This window comes from Arthrobacter sp. PAMC25564 (assembly GCF_004798705.1).
GTDB lineage: Bacteria > Actinomycetota > Actinomycetes > Actinomycetales > Micrococcaceae > Arthrobacter.
The window spans coordinates 2,727,714-2,752,501 of the sequence record NZ_CP039290.1 but is presented as its reverse complement, the minus strand read 5'-3'; the positions used below and the strand labels follow the sequence as shown (position 1 = coordinate 2,752,501).

General features: G+C 68.0%; 21 protein-coding genes. 10 read left to right on the top strand and 11 right to left on the bottom strand.

Going from position 1 to position 24,788, the window contains the following annotated elements; all coding sequences use genetic code 11:
- The first annotated feature begins 69 nt into the window (after positions 1–69).
- The 3 genes from E5206_RS12875 to E5206_RS12865 are packed head-to-tail and all read left to right on the top strand — an operon-like array spanning position 70 to position 3,432.
- Positions 70–1,665 carry a circularly permuted type 2 ATP-grasp protein gene (locus E5206_RS12875; RefSeq protein WP_136322826.1) on the top strand — a complete coding sequence of 532 codons (1,596 nt, stop codon included), beginning with the start codon at positions 70–72 and terminating at the stop codon, positions 1,663–1,665.
- Positions 1,658–2,584, top strand: a complete 927-nt coding sequence (locus E5206_RS12870; protein ID WP_136322825.1) for an alpha-E domain-containing protein — start codon at positions 1,658–1,660, stop codon at positions 2,582–2,584. The genes E5206_RS12875 and E5206_RS12870 overlap by 8 nt, the downstream gene beginning before the upstream one ends.
- Positions 2,581–3,432: a transglutaminase family protein gene (locus E5206_RS12865; protein WP_136322824.1), complete on the top strand. Its 852-nt coding sequence runs from the start codon at positions 2,581–2,583 to the stop codon at positions 3,430–3,432. The genes E5206_RS12870 and E5206_RS12865 overlap by 4 nt, the downstream gene beginning before the upstream one ends.
- Positions 3,433–3,444: 12 nt before the next feature.
- On the opposite strand, the gene E5206_RS12860 is transcribed toward E5206_RS12865, so the two are convergent.
- Entirely contained in the window at positions 3,445–3,960 is a 516-nt protein-coding gene (locus E5206_RS12860; protein WP_240689719.1) for a pyridoxamine 5'-phosphate oxidase family protein, read from the bottom strand.
- A gap of 162 nt (positions 3,961–4,122) precedes the next feature.
- Between E5206_RS12860 and E5206_RS12855 the strand changes: the two genes are divergently transcribed.
- Positions 4,123–5,817, top strand: a complete 1,695-nt coding sequence (locus tag E5206_RS12855; RefSeq protein WP_136322822.1) for a GAF domain-containing sensor histidine kinase — start codon at positions 4,123–4,125, stop codon at positions 5,815–5,817.
- A gap of 12 nt (positions 5,818–5,829) precedes the next feature.
- Here E5206_RS12855 and E5206_RS12850 read toward each other — a convergent pair whose 3' ends face one another.
- Positions 5,830–6,564 (bottom strand): response regulator transcription factor, encoded by a 735-nt coding sequence (locus E5206_RS12850; protein WP_136322821.1) that lies wholly within the window; start codon positions 6,562–6,564, stop codon positions 5,830–5,832.
- A 324-nt stretch (positions 6,565–6,888) separates the two neighbouring features.
- Here E5206_RS12850 and E5206_RS12845 point away from each other — a divergent pair, with 324 nt between their 5' ends.
- Positions 6,889–7,332, top strand: a complete 444-nt coding sequence (locus E5206_RS12845) for a universal stress protein (protein ID WP_136322820.1) — start codon at positions 6,889–6,891, stop codon at positions 7,330–7,332.
- A 61-nt stretch (positions 7,333–7,393) separates the two neighbouring features.
- On the opposite strand, the gene E5206_RS12840 is transcribed toward E5206_RS12845, so the two are convergent.
- The 3 genes from E5206_RS12840 to glgC form a co-directional block, all read right to left on the bottom strand.
- Positions 7,394–7,864 (bottom strand): pyridoxamine 5'-phosphate oxidase family protein, encoded by a 471-nt coding sequence (locus tag E5206_RS12840; RefSeq protein WP_136322819.1) that lies wholly within the window; start codon positions 7,862–7,864, stop codon positions 7,394–7,396.
- A gap of 88 nt (positions 7,865–7,952) precedes the next feature.
- Positions 7,953–9,404 (bottom strand): SDR family oxidoreductase, encoded by a 1,452-nt coding sequence (locus E5206_RS12835; protein WP_136324125.1) that lies wholly within the window; start codon positions 9,402–9,404, stop codon positions 7,953–7,955.
- Positions 9,405–9,533: 129 nt separating this feature from the next.
- Positions 9,534–10,943 carry a glucose-1-phosphate adenylyltransferase gene (gene glgC, locus E5206_RS12830; RefSeq protein WP_136322818.1) on the bottom strand — a complete coding sequence of 470 codons (1,410 nt, stop codon included), beginning with the start codon at positions 10,941–10,943 and terminating at the stop codon, positions 9,534–9,536.
- A 101-nt stretch (positions 10,944–11,044) separates the two neighbouring features.
- Here glgC and glgA point away from each other — a divergent pair, with 101 nt between their 5' ends.
- The gene (gene glgA, locus E5206_RS12825) at positions 11,045–12,253 is read left to right on the top strand and encodes a glycogen synthase (RefSeq protein WP_136322817.1); all 1,209 of its coding nucleotides are present in this window, start codon (positions 11,045–11,047) and stop codon (positions 12,251–12,253) included.
- Between the two features lie 73 nt (positions 12,254–12,326).
- On the opposite strand, the gene E5206_RS12820 is transcribed toward glgA, so the two are convergent.
- Together E5206_RS12820 and E5206_RS12815 are read right to left on the bottom strand one after the other, a co-directional pair.
- Positions 12,327–14,432, bottom strand: coding sequence for an acyl-CoA dehydrogenase (locus E5206_RS12820; protein WP_136322816.1), 2,106 nt, complete (start codon positions 14,430–14,432; stop codon positions 12,327–12,329).
- Complete coding sequence (locus tag E5206_RS12815; protein WP_240690185.1) at positions 14,429–15,127, bottom strand: TetR/AcrR family transcriptional regulator; 699 nt, start codon at positions 15,125–15,127, stop codon at positions 14,429–14,431. The genes E5206_RS12820 and E5206_RS12815 overlap by 4 nt, the downstream gene beginning before the upstream one ends.
- A 113-nt stretch (positions 15,128–15,240) precedes the next feature.
- Here E5206_RS12815 and E5206_RS12810 point away from each other — a divergent pair, with 113 nt between their 5' ends.
- The 3 genes from E5206_RS12810 to E5206_RS12800 are packed head-to-tail and all read left to right on the top strand — an operon-like array spanning position 15,241 to position 18,869.
- Positions 15,241–16,611 carry an acetyl-CoA C-acetyltransferase gene (locus tag E5206_RS12810; RefSeq protein WP_136322814.1) on the top strand — a complete coding sequence of 457 codons (1,371 nt, stop codon included), beginning with the start codon at positions 15,241–15,243 and terminating at the stop codon, positions 16,609–16,611.
- Positions 16,612–16,620: 9 nt separating this feature from the next.
- Positions 16,621–17,961, top strand: coding sequence for a 3-oxoacyl-ACP reductase (locus E5206_RS12805; RefSeq protein ID WP_136322813.1), 1,341 nt, complete (start codon positions 16,621–16,623; stop codon positions 17,959–17,961).
- Entirely contained in the window at positions 17,958–18,869 is a 912-nt protein-coding gene (locus E5206_RS12800) for a MaoC/PaaZ C-terminal domain-containing protein (protein WP_136322812.1), read from the top strand. The genes E5206_RS12805 and E5206_RS12800 overlap by 4 nt, the downstream gene beginning before the upstream one ends.
- A gap of 64 nt (positions 18,870–18,933) precedes the next feature.
- On the opposite strand, the gene E5206_RS12795 is transcribed toward E5206_RS12800, so the two are convergent.
- The 3 genes from E5206_RS12795 to E5206_RS12785 are packed head-to-tail and all read right to left on the bottom strand — an operon-like array spanning position 18,934 to position 21,911.
- Positions 18,934–20,022, bottom strand: coding sequence for an aromatic acid exporter family protein (locus tag E5206_RS12795; RefSeq protein WP_240689717.1), 1,089 nt, complete (start codon positions 20,020–20,022; stop codon positions 18,934–18,936).
- Positions 20,019–21,098 carry a glutathione S-transferase C-terminal domain-containing protein gene (locus E5206_RS12790; RefSeq protein WP_136322811.1) on the bottom strand — a complete coding sequence of 360 codons (1,080 nt, stop codon included), beginning with the start codon at positions 21,096–21,098 and terminating at the stop codon, positions 20,019–20,021. Before E5206_RS12790 ends, E5206_RS12795 begins: the two co-directional genes overlap by 4 nt.
- Before the next feature lie 9 nt (positions 21,099–21,107).
- Positions 21,108–21,911 carry a M50 family metallopeptidase gene (locus E5206_RS12785; RefSeq protein WP_136322810.1) on the bottom strand — a complete coding sequence of 268 codons (804 nt, stop codon included), beginning with the start codon at positions 21,909–21,911 and terminating at the stop codon, positions 21,108–21,110.
- A gap of 68 nt (positions 21,912–21,979) precedes the next feature.
- Between E5206_RS12785 and malQ the strand changes: the two genes are divergently transcribed.
- Positions 21,980–24,139 carry a 4-alpha-glucanotransferase gene (gene malQ, locus E5206_RS12780; RefSeq protein ID WP_136322809.1) on the top strand — a complete coding sequence of 720 codons (2,160 nt, stop codon included), beginning with the start codon at positions 21,980–21,982 and terminating at the stop codon, positions 24,137–24,139.
- A gap of 264 nt (positions 24,140–24,403) precedes the next feature.
- Here malQ and E5206_RS19840 read toward each other — a convergent pair whose 3' ends face one another.
- Entirely contained in the window at positions 24,404–24,592 is a 189-nt protein-coding gene (locus E5206_RS19840; protein ID WP_205759920.1) for a fumarylacetoacetate hydrolase family protein, read from the bottom strand.
- Positions 24,593–24,788: the final 196 nt, after the last annotated feature.

The following is a 24,788-nucleotide window of genomic DNA, read 5'->3' as shown; positions in this document are numbered from 1 at the left end:
CACCCGCGGGGATCACGCCGTCGGTCCCTCGAAATGATTTAGAAACAAAAAGATGGTTGGCTAGTCACCATGTCTGACCTATTCCAGGATTACTCCGAGGCTGCCGCCCGCACGGGCGCCTACGACGAGATGTTCACCCCGGGGCAACAGGCCCGGAAGTCGTACGGGCAGGTCGCCGGAGCCCTGCGTGAACTCTCGCTGGCTGATGTCACCGCCCGCGCCGACTCCATGGCGCGGACTTTCCTGGACCGCGGCGTCACCTTTGACTTCGCGGGGGAGGAGCGCCCGTTCCCGCTGGACATCGTCCCGCGGGTGATCCCGGCCGACGAATGGACCATCCTGGAGAAGGGTGTGGCGCAGCGGGTCCGCGCCCTTGAAGCTTTCCTCAACGACGTCTACGACAAGATGACCGTGGTGGCCGACGGCGTCATCCCGCGCCAGCTCGTCACCACCAGCGCCCACTTCCACCGTCAGGTGCATGGCTTTGAGCCCGCCGGCGGAGTCCGGGTCCACATCTCCGGCATCGACGTCGTCCGTGACGCGGCTGGCACCTTCCGCGTGCTGGAGGACAACGTCCGTGTTCCCTCGGGCGTCAGCTACGTCCTTGAAAACCGCCGGGCCATGGCCAAGGGGCTGCCGGAGGCGTTCGGCCAGCAGCTCATCCGGCCGGTCGAGGAGTACCCCCGGCGGCTGCTGTCCGCCCTGCGCAAGACGGCGCCCGCCGGCGTCGACGACCCCACCGTGGTGGTCCTGACGCCCGGCGTCTTCAACAGCGCCTACTTCGAGCACACGCTCCTCGCCGGCCTGATGGGCGTGGAACTTGTCGAGGGCCGCGACCTCATCTGCCGCGGCAACCGCGTCTACATGCGCACCACGGCCGGCGAACAGCGCGTCGATGTCATCTACAAGCGGATCGACGACGAGTTCCTGGACCCGCTCCAGTTCCGGGCCGATTCGATGCTCGGCTGCCCGGGCCTGGTCAACGCCGCCCGTGCCGGCGGCGTGACCATCGCCAACGCGGTGGGCAACGGCGTGGCCGATGACAAGCTGGTCTACAGCTACGTCCCGGACCTGATCCGGTACTATCTCGGCGAGGAGCCCGTGATCGCCAACGTGGACACCTTCCGGCTGGAGGAGAAGGAAGCCCGGGAGCATGTCCTGGACCGGCTGGACGAGCTCGTGGTCAAGCCCGTGGACGGCTCCGGCGGCAAGGGACTCGTGATCGGCCCGGATGCGTCCAAGGACGAGCTTGAGGCGCTGCGCAAGCGCGTCATCGCCGACCCCCGTGGCTGGATCGCCCAGCCTGTCCTGCAGCTGTCCACGGTCCCCACGCTCAGCGGCGACAAGTTCGGCCCCCGCCACGTGGACCTGCGGCCGTTCGCCGTGAACGACGGCGACGACGTCTGGGTCCTTCCCGGCGGCCTGACCCGCGTGGCGCTCAAGGAGGGCTCACTGATCGTGAACTCCAGCCAGGGCGGCGGCTCCAAGGACACCTGGGTGCTCGCGGATTCCCCGCAGGTGCCGGTGGAGACCCTCCCGCGCCCGGCCATCGCGGTCCGCGAGCGGGTCTCGGTCTGGCCGGTGGAGAGCAACTGGCGCGACAGCCAGAAGGAACAGCAGCAGCAGCAGATTTCCGACGCGCAGGAGGTAGCCGCGAATGCTTAGCCGTATTGCCGAGTCCCTTTTCTGGATCGGCCGTTATGTGGAACGTGCCGACGGCACCGCCCGCATCCTCGACGTTCATCTGGAACGGCTCAACCACCTGCCCATGGAAGAGCAGCGCAGCGTCGCACAGGAGCTCCTCGCCGTGATGGGGGCACGCGCGCAAAACGAGGAATTCGGCCTCCCCGAGCTGCTGAACGCCCTGGCCTACGACAAGCACAGCGCCACCTCCATTGCCGGTTCGCTCGGTGCCGCCCGGGAGAACGCCCGGCGCGCGCGGGAAACGGTGTCCTCCGGACTCTGGGAAAGCCTGAACACCACCTACTACGGGCTGAACCAGCACCGCAAGGACGTGGTGGGGACCTACCGGTTCTGCAACTGGGTGCTGGAACGCACCGCGATGGTCAGCGGATTGGCGGACACCACCGTGAGCCACGACGAAAGCTGGCTTTTCCTCGTCCTGGGCCGTTCCCTCGAACGTGCCGACATGACGGCGCGCATGCTCTCCACCCGTGACGTCCTCTCCGCCGGGATGTCGTGGGTGAACATGCTCCGCTGCGCCGGCGCCTACGAATCCTTCCTGCGCACCAGGCGGGCCGCCTTCGGGGACCAGCACGCCGCCGAGTTCCTGCTGCTGGACCGGCTGTTCCCACGGTCCATCGTGTACGCCCTGCGCGACGCCGACGAATGCCTGGCCAAGCTGGACCCGTCGGCGCAGCGCGTCGGCTTCATCAACGACGCCCGCCGGATCGTCGGGCAGGCCCGGACGTTCCTGGAGTTCCACCGCACCGACGACCTGATGTCGGAACTGCCGGAGCACATGGAACGGGTGCAGAAGGCCGTGTCCCAGGCCTCGGACGCCATTTCCCGTAAGTACTTCAATCAGGCGGACGAACTCGCCTGGGTGGGAGAAGTTTCATGACCCGGCTGAGTATCGTCCACAAGACGGCCTACAAGTACAACAAGCGCGTGACGCTCTCCTACAACGAGGCCCGGATGACCCCGCTGACGGACCCCCAGCAGGTGGTGCTGGAATCCTCGATGAAGGTTTCGCCGGCGCAGGCCGCGCTGAGCAGCTACCGTGACTTCTGGGGTACCCGGGTGACGGCCTTCGACATGCAGATGCCGCACGAGCGCCTTGAAGTATTGTCCACCACCACCGTCGAAGTTCACCGTGTCGAGAAGATCCCGACCGAGGCGGACCTCGTCGGCTGGGACGTGCTGGCTGCCCCGGAGACCTTGTGCCGGTTCAGCGACTGGATTCCCCAGTCGCAGCTCACGGGGCCCGGCGCGGAGGTGCTGGAAATCATTCCGGGCGTGGTCGAGGGCCGGAAGCCGCACGAGGCCGCCATGGCGGTCTTTGAATGGATGCGCGGGGAAATGACCTATATGAAGGGCTCCACGGGGGTCACCACCAATGCCGAGCAGGCCTGGAACCAGCGCCAGGGCGTCTGCCAGGATCTTGCCCACCTGGCGATCGGTGCGTTGCGCAGTTGCGGCATCCCGTCCCGCTATGTCTCCGGGTACCTTCACCCGCGCTCGACGGCGGAACTGGGCGAGACGGTTGCCGGACAGTCGCATGCCTGGCTCGAGTGGTGGGACGGCGAATGGCGGAGTTGGGACCCCACCAACCACAAGCCCGCCGGGGACTTCCACGTCACCGTGGCGCGCGGCCGCGACTACCGCGATGTGCCGCCGCTCAAGGGCATCCTGTCCGGTGGCGGCGGATCAGCCCTGAGCGTGAGCGTGGAAATCACCCGCCTCGCCTGAGCCGGGAGGGGCTTACTCGAGTCCGGAACGGGTGGCGTCGTCCAGCGGCGTCCACCAGGTCAGGGGCGGCACCACCTTGAAGCGCCGGCCGGTGACATCGTCCGGAGTGATCCGGACGAAGTGCTCCTTTTTGCCCGCCTGCCACGGAAACAGCAGCAGGCCCACGGTGTCCAGGACCTCCTGCTGGTTCTGCACCGCGGCGGCCTGGCCCTTGATCACGACGCTCCAGGCGATGCCGCTGTCCGCGTCGACGCCGTCGGCTTCGACGGCCACCGGGGTGTCGCCCGTGGCGGCCTGCAGTTTGGTGCCCTCCGCCGTGCGGAAGATCAGCGTCCCGTGGTCCACTTTGTAGTTAATCGGGAAGATGTCCGGATGGTTGTCAACCCAGACCGCCAGCCGGCCCACCGTGACGCTGCGCAAGAGCCTCCAGCATTCGTGGTGGTCAAGGTTTTCAACGTCATGTGGGTGCTGGTCTTTGGACTGCGGGTCTTTGGACTGCGGGGCGCCCGGGCTGGGTTCAGTACTCATGGCGCCGAGCCTACGCCAGTCCGCCGCCGGACGGCTAGGGCACAAGGTCACACTTGGAGCGGATAGCTTCCGGTTTCCATGGGTGCTGTAGGGCGGGATCAGGGTATTCTGGCAACACGTCATCGGCGCGGATGTACGTCGTGAGGAATTGGGGCCCTGAAAATGCATTCAAATGAAAATCCGGACCTCGGCACCACTCCGGGGAATCCCCGGATCGAGGACCTCCTGAAGGACTTCGTGTCCCGGGCGGGGGAACCGCTACAGTCGCAGGAGCGCATGGGCGGCCTCCTGGAAGCCGTGGTCGCGGTGGCCGAGGACCTAAGCCTGGACGCCGTCCTCGAACGCGTGGTCCAGTCCGCCTGCCGCCTGCTGAATGCCCACTACGGAGCCCTTGGCGTGATCGGTGACGACCGGTCGCTGAGCCACTTCATCACCGTCGGCATCGATGGTGAACTGAAGCGCCGGATCGGCCCGCTGCCCACCGGCCATGGGGTGTTGGGCCTGTTGATCAGCGATCCCCGGCCCCTGAGGCTGCATGACCTGCACAAGCATCCGGAGGCCCACGGCTTTCCGGCCAGCCATCCTCCCATGCAGTCTTTCCTCGGCGTCCCGGTGCGGGTCCGTGACAGGGTCTTCGGCAACCTCTACCTGACGGAGAAGGAAGGCGGAGGCGATTTCACCGCCGAAGACGAAGGGCTGGCCGTCGCCCTGGCTGCTGCCGCCGGCGTCGCGATCGAGAACGCCAAGCTCTACGACGACGCCCGGCGGCGTGCCCGCTGGCTGGAAGCCTGCATGGATGTCTCCGGGTTGATGCTGGGCAGCGACCGCGACTACACCTCGGGCGGCCTGGACCCCATTGCCGGCCGGGCCCTTCAGGAGTCGGAGTCCCAGCTGGCGCTGATCGTGGCACCGTCCGTGACGGGTCCCGGCTATATCGTGGCGGGAGCGGCCGGAGACCGCGGCAGATTATACTCGGGAAAGAACCTGGCCCTGGACCTGCCGGAGCTGCAGGGTGTCCTGGCCGGGGGCGAGCCTGTCGTCCTCGACGACGCTTCGGTGCTTTTTTCCGGACCCGATGGCGGGACCGGCCCGCTGCTGGCCGTGGCCCTGAGCACCCAGGGGGCCCACCACGGGCTCCTGCTGCTGGTGCGCGACGGCGGCTCGGTCCGCTACGCCCGCACCGACATCGAGATGGGCGCCGTATTCGGTTCCCATGTCGCCCTTGCCCTGGAGCTCGCCCGGGTGCACCGGCTGCGCGAGGAGCTGCTGGTCTTCACCGACCGGGACCGGATCGCACGAGACCTGCATGACCTGGTCATCCAGCGGCTGTTCGCGGCCGGACTGAGCGTGCAGAGCCTGACCCGCTTCACCAAGGACGAGCTGGCACTGGAACGCATCCGCAACATCACCGGGGAGTTGGACGAAGCGATCCGGAGCCTGCGGGACACCATCTACTCGCTCAAGAGCAGCAGCGGGGAGAACGAGCTGCTCAGCGGTCGGATCCGGAGGGTGACACGCAGCTCCGCCAAGTCCATGCCGTTCACGCCACGGCTGACCATCACTGGCCCCGTGGACGCGGTGACTCCGGACAAGGCGGACAACGTGGTGGCGGTGGTGTCCGAGGGACTCAGCAATGCCATCCGCCATTCCGGCGCCGATGCCATCTCCGTCTCGGTGGCCGTCATCAAGGGCCAGGTGACGGTCGTCATCACGGACAACGGCTCCGGCTTCACGGAGCCGGACAAACGCAATGGCCTGGCCAATCTTGAGGACCGGGCGCGCATGCTGGACGGGGAGTGCACCATCGTCAGCGCGCCCGACGCCGGCACCAGCCTGGAGTGGTCCGTCCCGCTGTAGCGGACGCTTCCCCTAGCGGACGATGTGCGGCCGTCCGGTTTCGGGGATGCCGTGGGCGGCAGGCGGGACTGGGGATGCCGGGCTGGCAATGAAGACCGCGGCCTGCGTGCGCCGCTCGAAACCGAGCTTGGCCAGCAGCGACGAGACGTAGTTCTTCACCGTCTTTTCCGCGAGGAACATTTCGGCGGCAATCTGGCGGTTCGTGAGCCCGCCGCCCACGAGCTCCAGCACCCGGCGTTCCTGCGGCGTCAGCGACGAGGTACGCGGATCCACCTCCACGGCGTCCACGAGGCTTTCGACGATGCCCGCGGCCACACCCTCCTCGAACAGCGATTCGCCCGCCGCAGCCCGCCGCAGCGCACCGATCAGGTCGGTCCCGCCGATCTCCTTCAGGACGTAACCGCAGGCTCCGGCCAGCACGGCCCCGCGCAGGGCCTGTTCGTCGTCGAAGCTGGTCAGGATGATGCAGTTGAGCGCGGGATCCACGGAGCGCACATCCCGGCAGACCTCGATCCCGGTCCCGTCGGGGAGCCGGGCGTCCAGCACGCAGACATCCGGATGCAGGGCAGGAATCCGTCGCGTCGCCTCCACCGCGGACCCCGAGCTACCCACCACCAGGAAACCCTCGCCTTCGAGGAGTTCCTGCAACCCGCGCCTGACGAGTTCATGGTCATCGAGAATAAAGACACGGATGACGGCCGGAATGCCATCTGGTGCCGCACGCCCTGCGTCTGCCCAGGCAATCATATTTCTCCCGTCCGGCCGCTGACGCGGCCTGGTGTGTCCGGTGCTCCCGGCCTGCCGCGCAAGAAGGTGCGGGGTCGTGCCTGCTGAATCCGTTGTCCTGAATCCATTGTCGCTGGCCCGGCGCGTTTCACGTCATCGGGCCCCGCCCGTCTATTCTGCTATTCTTCTGCACAGCCTGATCGCACTCAAGGGTCCTTTGACCCAGCGCGGGACCTAACGCGGGGCTTCCGGGCCGCCGGCTCCGTGACCTTCGGCCCTAGGCGCGCCGCGGGGTCAACGGCATTCTTGGATTGACGCGCCATCAGCACGATGAAGGGATCAACCATGACCGAAGCCAGGGAAGTCCGGAACATCGTCGTCGGCGTGGATGGTTCCGACGCCTCGGTCGAAGCGCTCCGCGAGGCCCAGGCCCTGGCAATCCCGCTTGCTGCCCAGGTGGTGGCGCTGGCGTGCTGGGACGTTCCGCCGGTGTACGACGGCTACGTCGCGATGGGCATCAACGACTTCGATGTCCGGGCCGGGGAGATCCTGCAGGAGGCAGTGGCCAAGGCCTATGGCCCCCAGACGCCGGACAACGTGGAAACCCGCCTTGTGCAGGGCCACCCGCGGCCCACCCTGATCGAGGCCAGCAAATCAGCCCAGATGCTCGTCCTGGGCCGGCGCGGCCACGGAGGCTTCGGCGGCCTGCTGCTGGGGTCCGTGAGTTCTGCCTGTGTGGCGCACGCCCATTGCCCGGTGCTGGTCGTCCACAGCCCGTCACGGCACTAACGGCGCATCCGAACCCCCGGACTCTCTGCAGAGGCGGTTGTCCGGGCATCCGGGACGCCTCCTATTCGAAGGACGACCGGCGCGGATCGGAGAGGCGTGTGCTCCACAGGTCCGGATTGTTGACCTTGAAGCGGCGTCCGGTGAGCGCCTTGGGCGACAGGCGCACGTAGAAGTCTTTGTCGCCGGCCTGCCACGGCTCCAGAAGCCGGGCATCGGCTGCGTCCTTGTCGTCCTGGCTTTCAATCAGCTCGGCCTCGCCGCGCGCGACCACGCTCCATGCCTGCTGGTCGTGCGGGTCATAGCCGTCGATTTCGAAGGCGACGGGTTTGCTCGTCATCGCGCCCCAGAGCTTCGTGCCCCCGGCGGTCCGGAAGACGATGCTGCGGCGCTCCAGTACAAAGTTCACCGGAAAGATCTCAGGATGGCCGTCCACGATGAGGGCGAGCCGCCCGACGACTTCCGTGTCGAGCAGCACCCAGCATTGGTCGATGGAGAGCTGGTAATCCGGCGGCGGCGTCGTCTGTGTGTTCATGTAGACCCACGTTACGGACCGTGGCGGAGCCACATTAGGGCCAATAGGCCTATAGCCGTGGCCTGCGCGGGGAGGGTCAAAGCGCTTCCTACCAAGGGCTGGGCTTGTAGTCCTTCAGGAAGACGCCGTACTGGTCCTCCCCGGCTTCGCCCATGACTATGGGGTCGTAGACCCGGGCGGCACCGTCGACGAGGTCCAGCGGTGCGTGGAATCCTTCCTCCATCAGGCGGACTTTCGTGAAGTGCGGGCGTTCATCCGTGATCCAGCCGGTGTCGACGGCGGTCATCAGGATCCCGTCGGCATCCAGCATCTCCTGGGCGCTGGTCCGGGTCATCATGTTCAGTGCGGCCTTGGCCATGTTGGTGTGCGGGTGTCCGGGGCCCTTGTAGGCCCGGGAGAACTGGCCTTCCATGGCGCTTACGTTGACGATGTACTTGCGCCGGGCGGTGGAGCGCTTCATGGCCCCGCGCAGGCGGCTGACCAGGAGGAACGGCGCGGTGACGTTGCACAGCTGCACCTCCAGCATCTCCAGCGGGTCCACCTGGTCCACCACCTGGGTCCAGCTGTTGATGGCGGCCACGTCCGGAACCAGGCCGCCGGCGTCGATGGCGGTGCCGGTCGCGATCCGTTCCAGCGAGGCGGAGCCTGTGGACAGGGCGAGCGAGGTGATGGCGTCCCCGGCGAGCACGGGATGGTCCAGGACACTGCTGGCCAGGGCCAGCGGGTGCTTGTCGTGGGCATGGCCGAAGGTCACCAGCTCCGGGCCGCCGTTGCCCGGCTGCAGCGCAGCGGGCAACGGTTCATCCTCGGCGTCGACAAGGGGCTTGTAAGCGTTGCCGGAGCGGCGGACGGTCTGGGCGGCGTTGTTGATGATGATGTCCAGCGGCCCGGCGGCATCCAGTGAGTCCGTCAGCGCCATGACCTGTGAGGGATCGCGCAGGTCGATGCCCACGATCCGCAGCCGGTGCAGCCAGTCGCCGCTGTCTTCCATGGCCGCGAAGCGCCGCGCGGCGTCCTTGGGGAAGCGGGTGGTGATCGTGGTGTGGGCGCCGTCGCGGAGGAGCCGCAGCGCGATGTACATGCCGATCTTCGCGCGACCGCCGGTGAGGAGCGCACGGCGACCGCTCAGGTCCGTGCGGGCGTCACGCTTGCTGTGGCTGAAGGAGGCGCACTCCGGGCAGAGCTGGTGGTAGAAGGCGTCCACCTGCGTATAGTGCTGCTTGCAGATGTAGCAGGGCCGCGACTTGATCAGGTGCCCGGCTATCTCACCCGTGGCGGAGGGCGCGAGCTTGTTGCCGCGGGTCTCGTCGTCGATCCGGTCCGGGGCCGCCGTCGCGGTCTGGGCGATCACGGCACGGTCAGCTTCAGCGATCAGGTCCCTCTTGCTGACCCGGCGGTGGCGCTTGACGGCCTTGAACATTTTTCCGGTGGCCCGGCGCACCGAGACGTAGTCCGGGTGCTCCTCGTCGTACACGTGGATGCTGTTCAGGACCTTGAGGCAGGCCTGGATTTCCTCTGCCGTCAAATCAGCTGCCGACAGATCGGCGGCGGTCACATCAGCAGGGGCCAGTTCGGAAGGCAGATCGGGGTAGCTCATTGCCCCAATTTTACAGCCTGCAGGGAGCCCGGTCCGACGCCGGCGCCGGGCCCCAGCTGCAGCGGATCCGGCTTAGTCGGCTTTGGTTGACCGCGGGGTCACGACGCCGACGGCGGCGGCTTGCACTTCGGCAACCTTGTCAACGGAGTCCCGCAGGGCCGGCCAGTTTTCCGTGGCGGCCCTGACCGCATCCGGCACCAGGATCAGGTTGGCGGCCGATAGGGCACGCTCCGCCTCGCCCGGTTCCGGGACCAGCTGCCCCTTCGACAGCACGGTGATGCCCGAGTCGGTGACCTTGAAGCCGCGGGAGCGGTCCAGATCGGCGTCGAGGCCGATGGCCGCATGCGCCGGGACCCTGACGTTCTTGTCGATGATGGCGCGCTTGACGACGGCGCCTTCGCCGATGTTGACCTTGTCCATCAGCACGGAATCGAGCACGCGGCTGGACGTACCGACGTAGACGTCGTTGGAGAGCACGGAACCCTCGACGATGCCGCCGGAGATCACGGTTCCGCTGGCAACGATCGAGTCCAGCGCCGAGCCTACGGTGTTGTGCTTGCCGCGGACGAACTTGGCCGGCGGCGAGATGCTCTGGCGCGTGTAGATCGGCCATTCGGAGTTGTACAGGTTGAACACCGGCACCGGGGAGATGAGGTCCATGTGCGCGTCGTAGAACGAGTCGATGGTGCCGACGTCGCGCCAGTAGGTGCGGTCGCGTTCCGTGGAGCCCGGGATCTCGTTGAGGGTGAAGTCGTAGACGCCGGCCTCGCCCTTGTTGACGAAGTAGGGAATGATGTCCCCGCCCATGTCGTGCTTCGTGTCGAGCCGCTCCGCGTCGACGTGCAGGGCCGCGACGAGGGCATCGGCGTCGAACACGTAATTGCCCATGGAGGCCAGGAACTGGGTGGGGTCGGCGGCGAGTCCGGGAGTGGAGGCGGGCTTCTCGACGAACGCAGCGATCTTCTGCGGATCGTTCTGGTCCACCTCGATGACGCCGAACTGGTCGGCCATGCTCAGCGGCTGGCGTACGGCGGCGACCGTGGCCTTCGCGCCGCTGGCGACGTGCTGCGCGACCATCTGGGCGAAGTCCATGCGGTAGACGTGGTCGGCGCCCACCACCACCACGATGTCCGGGTTGGCGTCGTGGATGAGGTTCAGGGACTGGTAGATGGCGTTGGCGCTGCCAAGGAACCAGCTCTTGCCGACGCGCTGCTGCGCCGGGACGGACGCGACGTAATTGCCCAGCTGCGTGGACATCCGCCAGGTTTCCGAGATGTGCCGGTCAAGGCTGTGCGATTTGTATTGCGTCAGGACGACGATCTGCAGATATCGGGAATTGACCAGATTGGACAACGCAAAGTCGATGAGCCGGTAACTTCCGGCAAACGGCACGCCGGGCTTGGCCCGGTCCGCCGTTAGCGGCATGAGCCGGTTTCCTTCGCCACCTGCGAGGACAATTGCCAATACTTTCTTCTGCGGCATAGTGGTCGCTCCTGAACGCCTTTGTAACTCCCCAAACAATCCGGCACGCCCGGACGTCTTCACACTAGATCAGTTCCACCGTAGCGACTACCTTGGGATTTGTGCGTATAGACATAGTGACCAAAGAATTCCCGCCCGAAATCTATGGCGGAGCCGGAGTCCATGTAGCCGAGCTCAGCAGGGTGCTGGCCCAACGTGTGGATCTGCGGGTGCGCGCCTTTGGCGCCCCCCGTGAGCCCGGGTATCACGGAGCGACGGTCACGTCCTACGCGGTGCCCGAGGATCTGGGTTCAGCCAATGCGGCCATCCAGACCCTGGGGGTGGATTTGCGGATAGTCCCCGACATCGCCGGCGCGGACCTTGTGCATTCGCACACCTGGTACGCCAACATGGCCGGGCACATCGCCTCGCTGCTGCACGGGATCCCCCACGTGCTCAGCGCCCACAGCCTGGAGCCGCTGCGGCCGTGGAAGGCCGAGCAGCTCGGCGGCGGCTACGCCGTGTCCTCCTGGGTGGAAAAAACCGCCTATGAGTCCGCGGCCGCCATCATCGCCGTCTCCGAAGGCATGCGGCAGGACATCCTGCGCAGCTACCCCGGGGTCGACCCGGCCAAGGTCAGGGTGGTGCACAACGGCATCGACGTCAGCCTGTGGAACCGGGACGAGGGTGAGGACGTGGTCCGCGGCCTTGGGATCGATCCGGCGCTGCCCAGCGTGGTCTTCGTAGGCCGGAATACGCGCCAGAAGGGTGTCCCGTACCTCCTGCGCGCCGCCGCGAAGCTGCCGGCCAACGTCCAGCTGGTCCTCTGCCTCGGCGCCGCGGACACTCCCGAACTCGCCGCCGAAACGGCCCGCCTGATCGAGGAACTCCAGAGCCAGCGCGGCGGCGTGATCCTGGTGGAACGGATGCTGCCGCGCAACGAGCTGATCCAGGTCCTCAGCCACGCGACCGCCTTTGCCTGCCCGTCGATCTACGAGCCGCTCGGCATCGTGAACCTGGAGGCCATGGCCTGCGGTGCCGCCGTGGTGGCCAGCGCCACCGGCGGGATCCCGGAAGTTGTCCGGCACGGCGAGACCGGCCTGCTGGTGCCGCTGGAGCAGGTCACCGATGGAACCGGCACGCCGCTGGATCCGGAGAAATTCGTGACCGAGTTCGCCGCCGCCCTGACCGAAGTGGTGTCCGATCCCGCACGGGCGCGCGCGATGGGACAGGCCGGCCGGCGCAGGGCCGAGGAGCACTTCTCCTGGGAATCCATCATGGAGACCACCCTTGAGGTGTACCGCTCGGTCCTGCCGGCGGGGGTTTCCTGAGCGCTGTACCCGAAGAACAGACGATGGCGCCGCCCCGGCGGAGGGGCGGCGCCGCCGTCGTACTCCGGCCGGTTCAGGCGCCGGACGACTTGGTCCCGTGGCCCTTGCGGGCCAGCAGGATCTTTTCGTCCACCGGGGCCTGGCCGCTGGCGCGCTGCGCACGGAGGTAGTCCCGGGCCTCGTCCTGGCGGAGCTTTTCCGCGCCGGTGGCGATTTCGGCGCGGAGGTGTTCCGGTGCGAAGCCGAAGGCATCCACGAGATCGAGTGCATGGGGGCGGATCCTGGCCAGCAGACGGTTGATATATTCGCCCACGGTGCGCCCGCGCTGCATGGAAAGCCGCCCGTTCATGAGGTACCAGGACAGGTTCTTCTCGATCAGGGACAACCCGAAGAGGTCGCGCAGCCAGGTCAGGACCACTTTGGTGCCCGGGTCGGCGACCTTCCCGAGGGCTTCGGTGAAGGCTTCCCACTGCAGCAGTTCGGCATGGGCCTGCGCTGCTTCGATGAGTTCGTTCTGGTGTTTGTTGAACAGCGCCGCACCCTTGTCCTGCGGCAGCTTGTTGGCACCCTTGAGGGCTGAACCGACCTCGGCGACCATGGTCTGGACGCGGTCGGTGAGCAGCGCCCGCTGGCCGGCTTCGTCGCGGATGGCGATGGCCGCCTTGTGCACCGAGCCGGAGTCGGCCACGAACTGCGCGACGCCGCGCAGGCCGGTGCGGTGGATGGCGGCACCCGTGGCCTGGCCGACCACGTAGCGGGCCAGGACGCCGAAGTTGGCGTTACGGAACTCCTTGGCGTAGTCAGTCAGCAGGCGCTTGGCGACCAGCTGCAACAGAACCGTGTTGTCGCCTTCGAATGTGGCGTAGACGTCGAGGTCGGCGCGCAGCGAGGCGAAGCGGTTCTCGATCAGGAAGCCGGCGCCGCCGCAGGCCTCACGGCATTCCTGCAGGGTATCGATCGCGTGCCAGGTGCTGAGCGGCTTGAGCGCTGCGGCGAGGGTTTCGAGGTCCTGCCGGTCCTCGTCCGTATCGTGCCGGCCGGAGAAGACGTCGTCGAACTTCTGCAGCAGCTGCTCGCTGGCGAAACCCGCCGCGTAGGTGGTGGCCAGCCTGGTGAAGAGCCTGCGCTGGTGGCGCTGGTAGTCCAGCAGCACTTCTTCGTCGGTCCGGGAGGAGGCGTTGAACTGCCGCCGCTCGGTGGCGTACTGGATGGCGGTCTTCAGGGCCAGCTTGGAGGCGGTCACCGCGGCGCCATCGAGGGAGACCCGGCCCTGGACGAGGGTGCCCAGCATCGTGAAGAAGCGGCGTCCCGGGCTGGCGATCGGGGAGCTGTACCCGCCGTCGGCGGCCACGTCGCCGTAGCGGTTGAGCAGGTTCGTGCGGGGGATCCGCACGTTGGTGAAGTGCAGCCGGCCGTTGTCGATGCCGTTCAGGCCGCCCTTGACGCCGTCGTCCTCGCCGCCGATGCCCGGCAGGAATTCCCTGGTCTCCGGATCACGCAGCTCCACGTAGAAGGCATGGACACCATGGTTGACGCCCTTCGTGACCAGCTGGGCGAACACGACGGCGGCGAGGCCGTCACTGGCCGCGTTGCCGATGTAGTCCTTCCAGGCGGCGCGGAAGGGGGTGTGCAGCACGAACTCCTCGGTGGCCGGGTCATAGCTGGCCGTCGTGGCGATGCTGGCCACGTCGGAGCCGTGTCCGGTCTCCGTCATTGCGAAGCAGCCCGGGATCTCCAGGCTCATGATGCCGGGCAGCCACTTCGTGTGGTGCTCCCCGGTGCCGAGGTGGTTGACGGCCGAGCCGAAGAGTCCCCACTGGACGCCCGCCTTGATCTGCAGCGACGGGTCCGCGATCACGAGCTCCTGGAAGCCTGCAACGTTGCCGCCGTGATCGTCCGAGCCGCCGACGGACCGGGGGAAGGCTCGGTGGACGGCGCCGTTCTCCACGAGGACCTTGAGCTGGCCGAAGGTGCGCTTGCGGTGCTCCGTATGGGTCAGGCCTTCGGTCTTGTGCAGTTCGGGGCGTGCCGCGAGGGCGCGTGACTTCCGGCGGGTGTCCGCCCACTTGCCCAGTAACTGCTCGCCGAGTGCGGCGACGTCGACGGCGGGGAGCACCTTGGCCGATGACGCTGCCGGGTTCCTGGTACGGCCGGCGGCGCGGTCCGCTAGTTCAGTCATGTCGATTCCTTCGGTAGTTCGGAGGGCAGGGGCAGGTTCTCGAGCTCGGGGGCAATCCCGAAGCAGAGCCAGTCGGTGATCTGGCGCGCCATCGCCTCCTGGCCCGCTTTGTCCGGGGAGGCCGGGCTGGCGAGCCACTGTTCGCCCGCGTTCCGGACCAGTCCGATGGCCGCGTTCGGCCAGTAACCGATCACGGCTTCTTTGCCGGGACCGGCGCCGAGATGGCTGCGCATGGGGCGGGCGATCATATCGCTGATCGCCGCGAAGAAGTGGCTGAGGGCTCCGGCGGTGGCGATGGAGCCGCCCGAAGCGCTGCCGCCGTCCGGCTCGCCGGGGACGTAGCGCGTGACAAAGGCGTAGACGTTCGGGCTGGTTTCCGCCATTTGCAGGTATGCGGACACCATGGCGAACAGGCCCTCGCGGGGCGTCTGGGCGGCCTGGGCGGCCTCCTGGATGCGCCGCTGCATCTGGCTCAGGACCACCTCTCCAACCGCCTGCTGGAGGCCCGCCTTATCGCCGAAGTAGCGGTAGAAAACGGACTTGGATGTTCCTGCCGCGGCGGCGATGTCCTCCATGGACGCGTCGCTGCCGAGCGCATGGACCGCCTTGCGGGCGGACTTGATGAGTTCCCGCCGGCGTTCCTCGCGGTGGGCCTGCCAGCGGGAGTCACGGCCGTCGACGGCGCCGTCCGGCACACCGGCAGCGGACGCGTGGAGGCGGGGACGACCGGTCTGGGGGTTGTTCACGATACCCACCGTATCAGGTACGCTGGGTATCGGTAACCCGCTTTGATCGAAGGAGACAGCCCATGTCCGTCAACGGACAGTCCGCACCCGGACCCCAGGAATCGGCCCCGGCCGCCTCAGCCGCGGGTGCATTGCCGCAGCTCCGCAAAGCCGTGGTGGTCGGCGGTAACCGGATTCCGTTCGCCCGCACAGGGGGTGCCTACACCAGGTCCTCCAACCAGGACATGCTCACCGCCGCGCTCGACGGACTCATTGCCCGCTTCGGCCTGCAGGAGGAGCGCATCGGTGAGGTGGCCGCAGGCGCCGTACTTAAGCACTCGCGCGATTTCAACCTGACCCGGGAAGTCGTACTCGGCTCCGCACTCTCCGCCGAGACCCCCGCCTATGACCTCCAGCAGGCCTGCGCCACCGGCCTGGAAGCAGTGCTCGGGCTCGCCAACAAGATCAAACTCGGCCAGATCGACTCGGCCATCGCCGGCGGCGTCGACTCCGCCTCGGACGCCCCGATCGCCGTGAGCGAGGGCCTGCGGGAGGTACTGCTGGACCTGAACCGCGCCAGGACGCTACCCCAGCGGTTGCAGATTCTCAGCCGCCTGAGGCCCAAGGACCTTGCCCCGGACGCCCCGAACACCGGCGAGCCACGCACCGGCCTGTCCATGGGCGAACATCAGGCCCTCACCACCGCCCAGTGGAAGATCACCCGGGAGGCCCAAGACGAACTGGCCTGCAACAGCCACCGCAACCTCGCCGCGGCCTACGACGCCGGCTTCTTCGATGACCTGCTCACGCCCTACCGTGGGCTGGGCAAGGACTCCAACCTCCGGGCGGACACGTCCCCGGAGAAGCTGGCCACCCTGAAGCCCGTTTTCGGCAAGAACCTCGGCTCCGAGGCGACCATGACGGCAGGGAACTCCACCCCGCTGACCGACGGCGCGTCCACCGTGCTGCTCGCCTCCGAGGAATGGGCTGATGCCCATGAGCTGCCCAAGCTTGCCACGGTGCTTGACAGTGAGGCCGCGGCCGTGGACTTCGTCCATGGCAAGGACGGCCTCCTCATGGCTCCGGCCTTCGCTGTGCCCCGGCTGCTGGCGCGCAACGGACTCACCCTCGAAGATATCGACTTCTTCGAGATCCACGAGGCCTTCGCCGGCACCGTGCTGTGCACGCTGGCGGCCTGGGACGACGAGGAATTCGGCCGCACGCGCCTCGGCCTGGACGGCGCCTTCGGCAGCATCGACAGGTCCAGGCTCAACGTCAACGGATCATCGCTCGCCGCCGGCCACCCCTTCGCCGCCACCGGGGGACGGATCGTGGCCTCGCTGGCCAAGATGCTGCACGCGAAGGGCCACGTGGACGGGCACCCGGCACGTGGCCTGATTTCGATCTGTGCCGCCGGCGGCCAGGGCGTCGCCGCCATCCTCGAAGCCCACTAAGGGGAGACGATGACCGATAAATACACCCAATTCGTGAGCCGGGGCCTGGGCAAGGACATCGCCAGGAAGCTCGGACTGCCGCAGCCGGTGGTTCTCCGGCGGCACACGCCGGGCCAGCCCCTCGTCGAAGGCCCCGTTCTGGTCCAGGGCGCCGGCCAGGGTGCCGACAACCTGGCAGCAGCCCTGCTGTCCTGGAACCTGGACGTCCGCCGGCACGCGGTACCCAGGGAAAAGCTCGCCGCCATCGTCCTGGTCCTGGACGAACTGGCCCGCCCGGAGGACCTGGAAAAGCCGGTCCTCAGCGCAGCCGCCTCCCTGCGCGACCTGGCGCCCAACGCCCGCGTGGTGACCGTGTCCCGGTCCGCGGCCGATGCTGCGGACCCCGCCGCCGCGGCGGCCCGGCAGGGCGTCGACGGGCTGCTGCGGTCCCTGGCCAAGGAACTCCGCGCCGGCGCCACGGGCAACGGAGTCCTCCTCGCCGCCGGGGCCGGTACCACCAGCCCCAGCACCCTGGGGGCGCTGAGGTTCCTCCTGTCCGGCCGTTCCGCCTTCGTTGACGGGCAGTTCCTGACCGTCAGCTCGGATGCCGGGCGGCCGCCCGTCGACGTCGAGAAGCCCCTGGCCGGGAAGGTCGCCGTCGTGACCGGGGCGGCCCGCGGGATCGGGGCCGCAATTGCCCGCACCCTGTACCGCGACGGCGCGGCACTGATCGTCGTCGACATCCCGGGGGCCGGTGACCACCTGGCCTCGGTGGCCAATGAGGTGCACGGGACGGCGCTGCAGCTGGACATCAGCCGCGAGGACGCCGGGCAGCGGATCATCGACCACGCCGTGGAACGCCACGGCCGCCTGGACATCGTGGTCCACAATGCCGGGATCACCCGGGACAAGCTGCTCGCCAACATGGACCAGGGCCGCTGGAACTCCGTCATCGCCGTGAACATCGCTGCGCAGCTGCGCATTAATGAGGCGCTGCTGGCCTCGGAGCACTTCCGGAACTCGCCGCGGATCGTGTCCGTGGCCTCCACGAGCGGCATCGCCGGCAACCGCGGCCAGACCAACTACGCTGCCTCGAAGGGCGGGGTCATCGGCATGGTCCGTGCCACGGCGCCGCTGATCGCGGCGCACGGGGGCTCCATCAACGCCGTCGCGCCGGGCTTTATCGAGACCGCGATGACGGCGATGATCCCGTTCGCCACCCGGGAAGTGGCCCGAAGGCTCAATTCGCTGCAGCAGGGCGGCCAGCCGGGCGATGTCGCCGAGGCGATCGCCTTCCTGGCGAGCGACGCCGCCGGCGGAATTTCCGGCGGGGTGTTGCGGGTCTGCGGGCAGAACCTGGTCGGCGCATGACCGCTTCGCAGCCCGTCATCCTGGGCGAGATGCCGTCCCTCTCCAAGCTCTACGTCAACGCGGCCGCCACGGCCGCGCGGCGCCGCATCCTCGGCACGCATGCGGGCCCTCTGCTCCCGGCGTGCAGCCACGAGGTCCGCGGAGTGAAGGCCGAGGTCGCCAACCTCACGGCATACCAGCACCTGATCGGTGAGACGGCGAGCGACGTCCTGCCGGCCGGGTTCGTCCATGCCCTGACGTTTCCGCTGGCCATGAGTGTGATGAATCGGGACGACTTCCCGCTGCCCCTGCTGGGAATGATCCACCTGAACAACAGCGTGGCGCAGTACCGCCGGATCGGCTTCACCGAGGAGCTGGACGTCCGGGCCCGGGTGGAGAAGCTGCGCGGCCACCGGGCGGGCACCGCGTTCGATGTCGTGGCCGAGGTCCGCGCGGCGGGGGAGGACACCGTCCACTGGCGCGGTGTGTCCACTTACCTGTCCAAGGGCATGTTCCTGCCGGGGATCGACAAACCCTCGGCACCCTCGGCCCCGGTAAGCTTCACTGCCCCGGATCCGACGGCGCTGTGGCAGTTGGGCGTCGACACCGGGCGTGCCTATGCCGCGGTATCGGGCGACTTCAACCCGATCCACCTGAGCGTCCTCACGGCCAAGGCGCTGGGCATGCGCCGGTCCATTGCGCACGGGATGTACCTTGCGTCCAGGGCGCTGGCGGACGTGGGTGCGGCCAAGGGCGACGCTTTCAGCTGGGACGTGGCCTTCGAGGCTCCGGTGTTCCTGCCGGCCCGTGTGGCCCTGGACATCAGCACCGTGGAGGACAGCGACGGCGCGTGGCAGTGCTCCGGCTATGTCGCCTGGAACCCGCGCTCGGGACGCAAGCACTTCAGCGGATCAGTCGCCGCGCTCTAGCAGCGGACCATGAGGCGAACGACGGCGGCGGCCACCTTGGCGGGTGGCCGCCGCCGTCGTTTGTTCAGGCCTGGGCGGACTCTACGACCCGCAGCACGCGGTGCAGGCTCAGCAGGATGGACTCGGCCGCACTCGGCGCATCCGTAGCCACTTCGCCTGCGGCGATCCGGGCGGTGAGGTCCTTTACGGCGGCCTCCGCGGCTTCGGTAAGCGCTGCCTGCTCCTCCGGGCTCTCCTCGATGGAACGAAGAACGTCCCCCACCGCCGACATGGCGTCGGCGAGGGGCACCGTGTATTCATCCGGTATGACGAAGGGCGTGTCGGTGGCCCAGATGATGTCCGCGAGGACCTGGGTCATGTCCTGGATGTGGAACGTCAGCCGCTCCAGGTCCCGCAGGTTCCGATAATCCAGGTCCACGTCCCGCGGATGGAGCCGCCGGCGGGGGTTGGCGCGGCGGCTGGCGTCGGCTTTCTGCACAGCCAGCCGGACGGAGCGGGCCGAGCCGGCGAGCTCCTCGGACCTGCGGGACCAGTCCTCGTGCTCCGGCGGCCAGCTTTCCTTCAAGGCCTTCGCCATGTCCCGCAACTGCCGGGCGAGGGCCAGCCGCAGTTCCGCGAGGCTGAGCGCCGCGGCCCGGAAGTGGAGCGGCGGGAAGACGAGCAGGTTCACGACGATTCCCACGGTGACTCCGACGCCCATCTGCAGGAGGTAGCCGAAGGAGAACCGGTCGGGATTGTGCCCGCCGACGAGAAGGACCAGCAGCGCCGCCGTCGGGATCCAGTCGCGGCCTGAACCGATCCTCGGGAGCCCGGCAAGGATGACGCCGAACGCCATGACGATGGCGACCGTGAGCGGTGACGGTTCCCCGAGGACGAACAGCACGTAGGCCAGCCCGATTCCCAGTCCCAGCCCCACGAGGGTCTGGATGCCCTGGCGCATGGAGCCCGCGACGTTCTCGTACATCGCGACCAGCGCGCCCAGCGGCGCGTAGTAGGGGTAGTCCGCCGCGGATCCGGGCATATAGGGGGCGATGAAGAAAGCGAGGCCGGCGGCCAGGCCCGCCTTGGCGGCCAGTTGGAGCCGGGGCCACAGCAGCGCCGAGGACACGCTTGCGGCGATGAAACCCCGGAGCCTGCCGGCCCGGGCGGTCACGCCGCCCCGTGTCCCGGGGCGACTTCCTCTCCGGCCCGGACCGGGCCCGGCGGTGTGCCGTCGCCGAACGGCCTGCCGCCGAGCGATTCCCGGCCGTGTGCGGTGAGCCAGTTGTCCTGTCCGGGCCCCTTCGGGACGATGCCGGTGGGATTGATGTCCTCATGGACGATGTAGTAGTGCTGCTTGATCTGCACGAAGTCGATGGTGTCGCCGAAACCCGGTGTCTGGAACAGGTCGCGGGCGTAGGCCCACAGCACCGGCATCTCGCTGAGCTTTTGCCGGTTGCACTTGAAGTGGCCGTGGTAGACAGCGTCGAAGCGGGCGAGGGTGGTGAACAGCCGGACATCGGCCTCGGTGATGGTGTCACCCACGAGGTAGCGCTGGCCGGACAGCCGCTCCTCCAGCCAGTCCAGGGCGGTCCAGAGCCTGTCATAGGCGGCGTCGTAGGCATCCTGGGAACCGGCGAAGCCGCAGCGGTAGACGCCGTTGTTGACCTCGGTGAAGACCCGCTTGTTGACGGCGTCGATTTCCTCGCGCAGGTGCTCCGGGTAGAGGACCGGGGCGCCGGGGCGGTGGTGCGCGGTCCATTCCGTGGAGAAGTCCAGGGTGATCTGCGGGAAGTTGTTGGTGACGACCTGGCCGGTGGGAATATCGATGATGGCCGGCACCGTGATCCCGCGCGGATAGTCCGGGAAGCGGCGGAAATAGGCGTCCTGGATCCGCTCGATGCCAAGGACAGGATCTTTTTCACCCGGGTCCAGGTCAAAGGTCCAGGAGCGTGCGTCATGGGTGGGGCCGGGCTGGCCGAGGGAGATCACGTCTTCCAGGCCCAGCAGCCGCCGCACGATGACCGTGCGGTTGGCCCAGGGGCAGGCGCGGGCTGCGATGAGCCGGTAGCGGCCGGGTTCAACCGGCCAGCCGGGTTCGCCGTTGCTGCCCGGGGTGCCGTCACGGGTGATCCGGTCCTCGATGTAATTGGTGTCCCGGGTGAATTCTTCCCCGCCGGTGACGTAGGCGCCCTTGGTGGAGTATCCGGGATCGTCCCGGTGGTCGGTGCTGGTGGATGTCTGGCTCATGGTCCCAGCCTATGCCGGGATTGGCCCCTGGCCGAGAAGTGTTGCCAGCACCTGGGCCATCGGCTGCCAGGCAGACCACCAGGATGCCGCAACCACGGCGGCGAACAGCAGGATCCAGATGGGGGCGGGCACGCGGGTTGCGCGGTACAGCAGGAAGGCGTCCGACGTCGGCAGCTGGTCACGGCGCCGCAGGTGGACGGACAGCAGTTTGCCCAGGTCCCGGACGGCGGCAACGAGGAGCGCGAGCCCCAGCACGATCATCACGTGCCCGTTGAACTCCGGCGGGACGAAGAGCACCAGCAGCACGGCGGCCAGCACCGCGGCGGCCGTGATCAGCAGGCCGATCCCGTTGCGGAGGAACAGGAACGAAGCCAGCAGCACCACGGTCCCGACCGACATCGCCGCCGGACCCCAGCCGTTGAAGCCGCACCAGACCATCGTGGCGCCGACGACGGCCGGCACCGGGTAGCCCCAGAACGTAGACCAGACCGTGCGCAGCCGGCCCCTGCTGTAGGTGGTGGTGGTGCCGGAGTGGTCCAGGCCCAACCGTATCCCGCCCAGCCGCTGACCCGTCATGAGGGCGGCGAAGGCGTGGCCCAGCTCATGGGTGACGGTGGCGAACAAGCCGAAGTACCGCCACGTGGCACGGGGGAGGGACAGCGCGACGGCGAGGAGGATCACCACGGCCAGTTCGGTGCTGGTCACATGGGGGATGGGGGACTGGGTGAACCCGGAGACGATCCGGTCCCACCACGTCCCTGCGAGATTGTCCGTGGGAAGAAGGAGGATCGGGAACTGTTCGATGTCGACCATAGGCTGCAAGGCTAACGTGATCCGCCCGTCTCCGTCGAAACCGCAGGGGGAGCGTTTAGAGTGGGCCCATGACGGACGCTACGCACCACGACAACGTGAACACCGACGACGACGGGCTGCTGCGGGAACTGGCAGCGGCCAACGGAGTAGGGACAACGTTCCGGGGGTGGGACGGCGTCGAACGGTCCGTCTCCCCAAGCACCCTGCGCGGTGTCCTCGCCGCCCTGGGGGTCCCGAACAACGGGCCGGCCGAAATGCAGCGCTCGCTGGACGCCACCCGGCTGGCGCCCTGGCGGCGCACCCTGCCGCCGGTCGTCGTCGTGCGGGAGGGGCAGCAAGTCCATGTTGACGTCCACGTGCCGCACGGGAGTCCCGTCAGCGTCTGGATCATCGCCGAGGACGGGAGCCGTCACGCGGCCGTCCAACACGATAACTGGGACGGTCCCGTCGACGTCGACGGCGTCCTGACCGGCCGCGCGACGTTCGCCGTCCCGGACCATCTGGACCTCGGCTGGCACACCCTGTTGGCCGAGGCGGACGGCGGCACTGCCGAATGTCCGCTCGTGGTCACGCCGCAGCGGCTCCGCACCACCGGACTGCTGGCCGGACGGCGCAACTGGGGACTGACCGCGCAGCTCTACTCCGTACGGTCCTCGCGCTCATGGGGGATCGGCGACTTCGCCGATCTGGCTGACCTGGCCGGGATTTCCGGACAGGAGGGTGCGGGCTTCGTGCTCGTCAACCCGCTGCACGCCGCCGAACCGCGGCCCCCGGTCGAGAATTCCCCCTACCTGCCGACCACCAGGCGCTTCTTCAACCCGCTGTACCTCAGGGTGGAGGAGATCCCCGAATACGGTTACCTGGACACGGCAGCGCGGGCCGAGGTGGAAGCACTCGCCGGGCGGTTGCACGCGGCCAACAGCTCCGCCGGGCTGCTGGATCGCAATTCCAGCTACCAAGCGAAGCTGGCCGCCCTTGAGCTGGTGTTCAAGGTCCGGCGGGGCCCGGGCCGCGAACGCCAGTTCGCCGGCTTCTGCACGGAACAGGGGCAGGGACTCGACGACTTTGCGCTCTGGTGTGCGCTCGCCGAACGGCTGGCACCCTCGGCCCCGGAGTGGACCGGGGACGCTGCTGATCCGGGAACGCCCTACTGTGCGGAACGGCGCGTCCAACTCGCTGACCGGATCGACTTCCACCGCTGGCTGCAGTGGACCTGCGACCAGCAGTTGGAGTCGGCACAACGCTCGGCCCGCCAGGCCGGCATGGAGATCGGCGTCATCCATGATCTGGCCGTCGGAGTGAAGCTCGGCGGCTCGGACGCATGGACCCTCGACGGCGTGCTTGCCCGGGGTGTCACCGTGGGGGCGCCGCCTGACATGTTCAACCAGCAGGGCCAGAACTGGACCCAGCCGCCCTGGCATCCGGCCCGGCTCGCCGAATCCGGCTATGCCGCCTACCGCGACATGCTCCGGACGGTGCTCCGCCACGCCGGCGGGATCCGCGTGGACCATGTCCTGGGACTGTTCCGCCTGTGGTGGATCCCGGCGGGCGCCGGACCGGAAGAGGGCACCTACGTCTACTACGACCACGAGGCGCTGATCGGAATCCTGGCGCTGGAGGCACAGCGCGCCGGGGCGATCGTGATCGGCGAGGATCTGGGCGTGTTTGAACCGTGGGTCCGGGACTATCTGGCCGAGCGGGGGATCTTCGGCACCTCGATCCTCTGGTTCGAGCACGGTGCGGACGGCCCGATTGCACCGGAAAGATACCGCCGGCAGTGCCTGACCAGCGTCAACACCCATGATCTGCCTCCGACGGCGGGTTATCTGGCCGGTGAACACGTCACCCTCCGCGAGTCGTTGGGGCTGTTGAAGCGCCCGGTCGCTGAGGAACGCGCCGAAGCCGCCGCCGAGCAGGAAGCCGTGCTGGCGCTGGTCCGCGAGCGCGGACTGTTGCCGGATAATGCTGAGGCAGGGGTCAGGGAGACGGTCGAGGCACTCTATGCATACACGGCGCTGTCGCCGTCGTTGCTGCTGGGGGTGGCCCTTGTCGACGCGGTCGGGGAGACCCGCACCCAGAACCAGCCCGGCACCAGCACGGAGTACCCGAACTGGTGCATCCCGCTGGCCGGAGCCCACGGGCCCGTCCTCCTCGACGGGCTGGCTGCTGACCCCGGGTTCCGGTCCCTCGTCGGGACCGTAAAATCCGCGCTGCATCACGGGGCATGAGGGAGGCTGCGACCAGCTGTGCCGGTGGCCTGCCAGAAATCGTACCAGCCGTAATTCTTTGGCTCCAGAACGTGCTCCCAGGTTTACTCGATCTCGGTCCGCAGGCCCTCCGGCCAGCGCCGGATTCCCAGATCCCGTACCCCCGCCGCCGTGACCCGTGCGGCGAAATCGTCCAACACACGATCCAGCCGGGCACCGTACTCTTCGTCGCTCTCGCCCGGGAGATCCCGATGGACGCCGACCTGCTTGCCCGCGCCACCGAATTCACGTTCCTCCCCGAAGGGTCCGCGACCGACGAGAAAGCGGCGGGATGGGGGCGACGTCGAACGGACCGGCCACGGTGTTGGTGGGCTTGAGGAATACCACGGGCACATCGGGGACGGGAGCTCCGGACTCGGCGGCGTGTCCGGCGTAGTTCAGCCCGATGTCCACGACGGCACCCGGCCGTGCCACCGGTGACCCCATGCGCAACTGCGCGGCGCCGGTGATCTCCGGCAGTGTCCCGGCGGCGAGCGCATCCCGGGCCTGCCCGATTCCCCCGCTTTCCAGGAAGGCGCCGTTAATGTCGGCTGTGAGTCCGGTGAGGGAAAACCACTTTCCGCCGGCGTCAGGGCCGTCAGGTTGTACGGCCGGCTGTTCACTGCCAGGA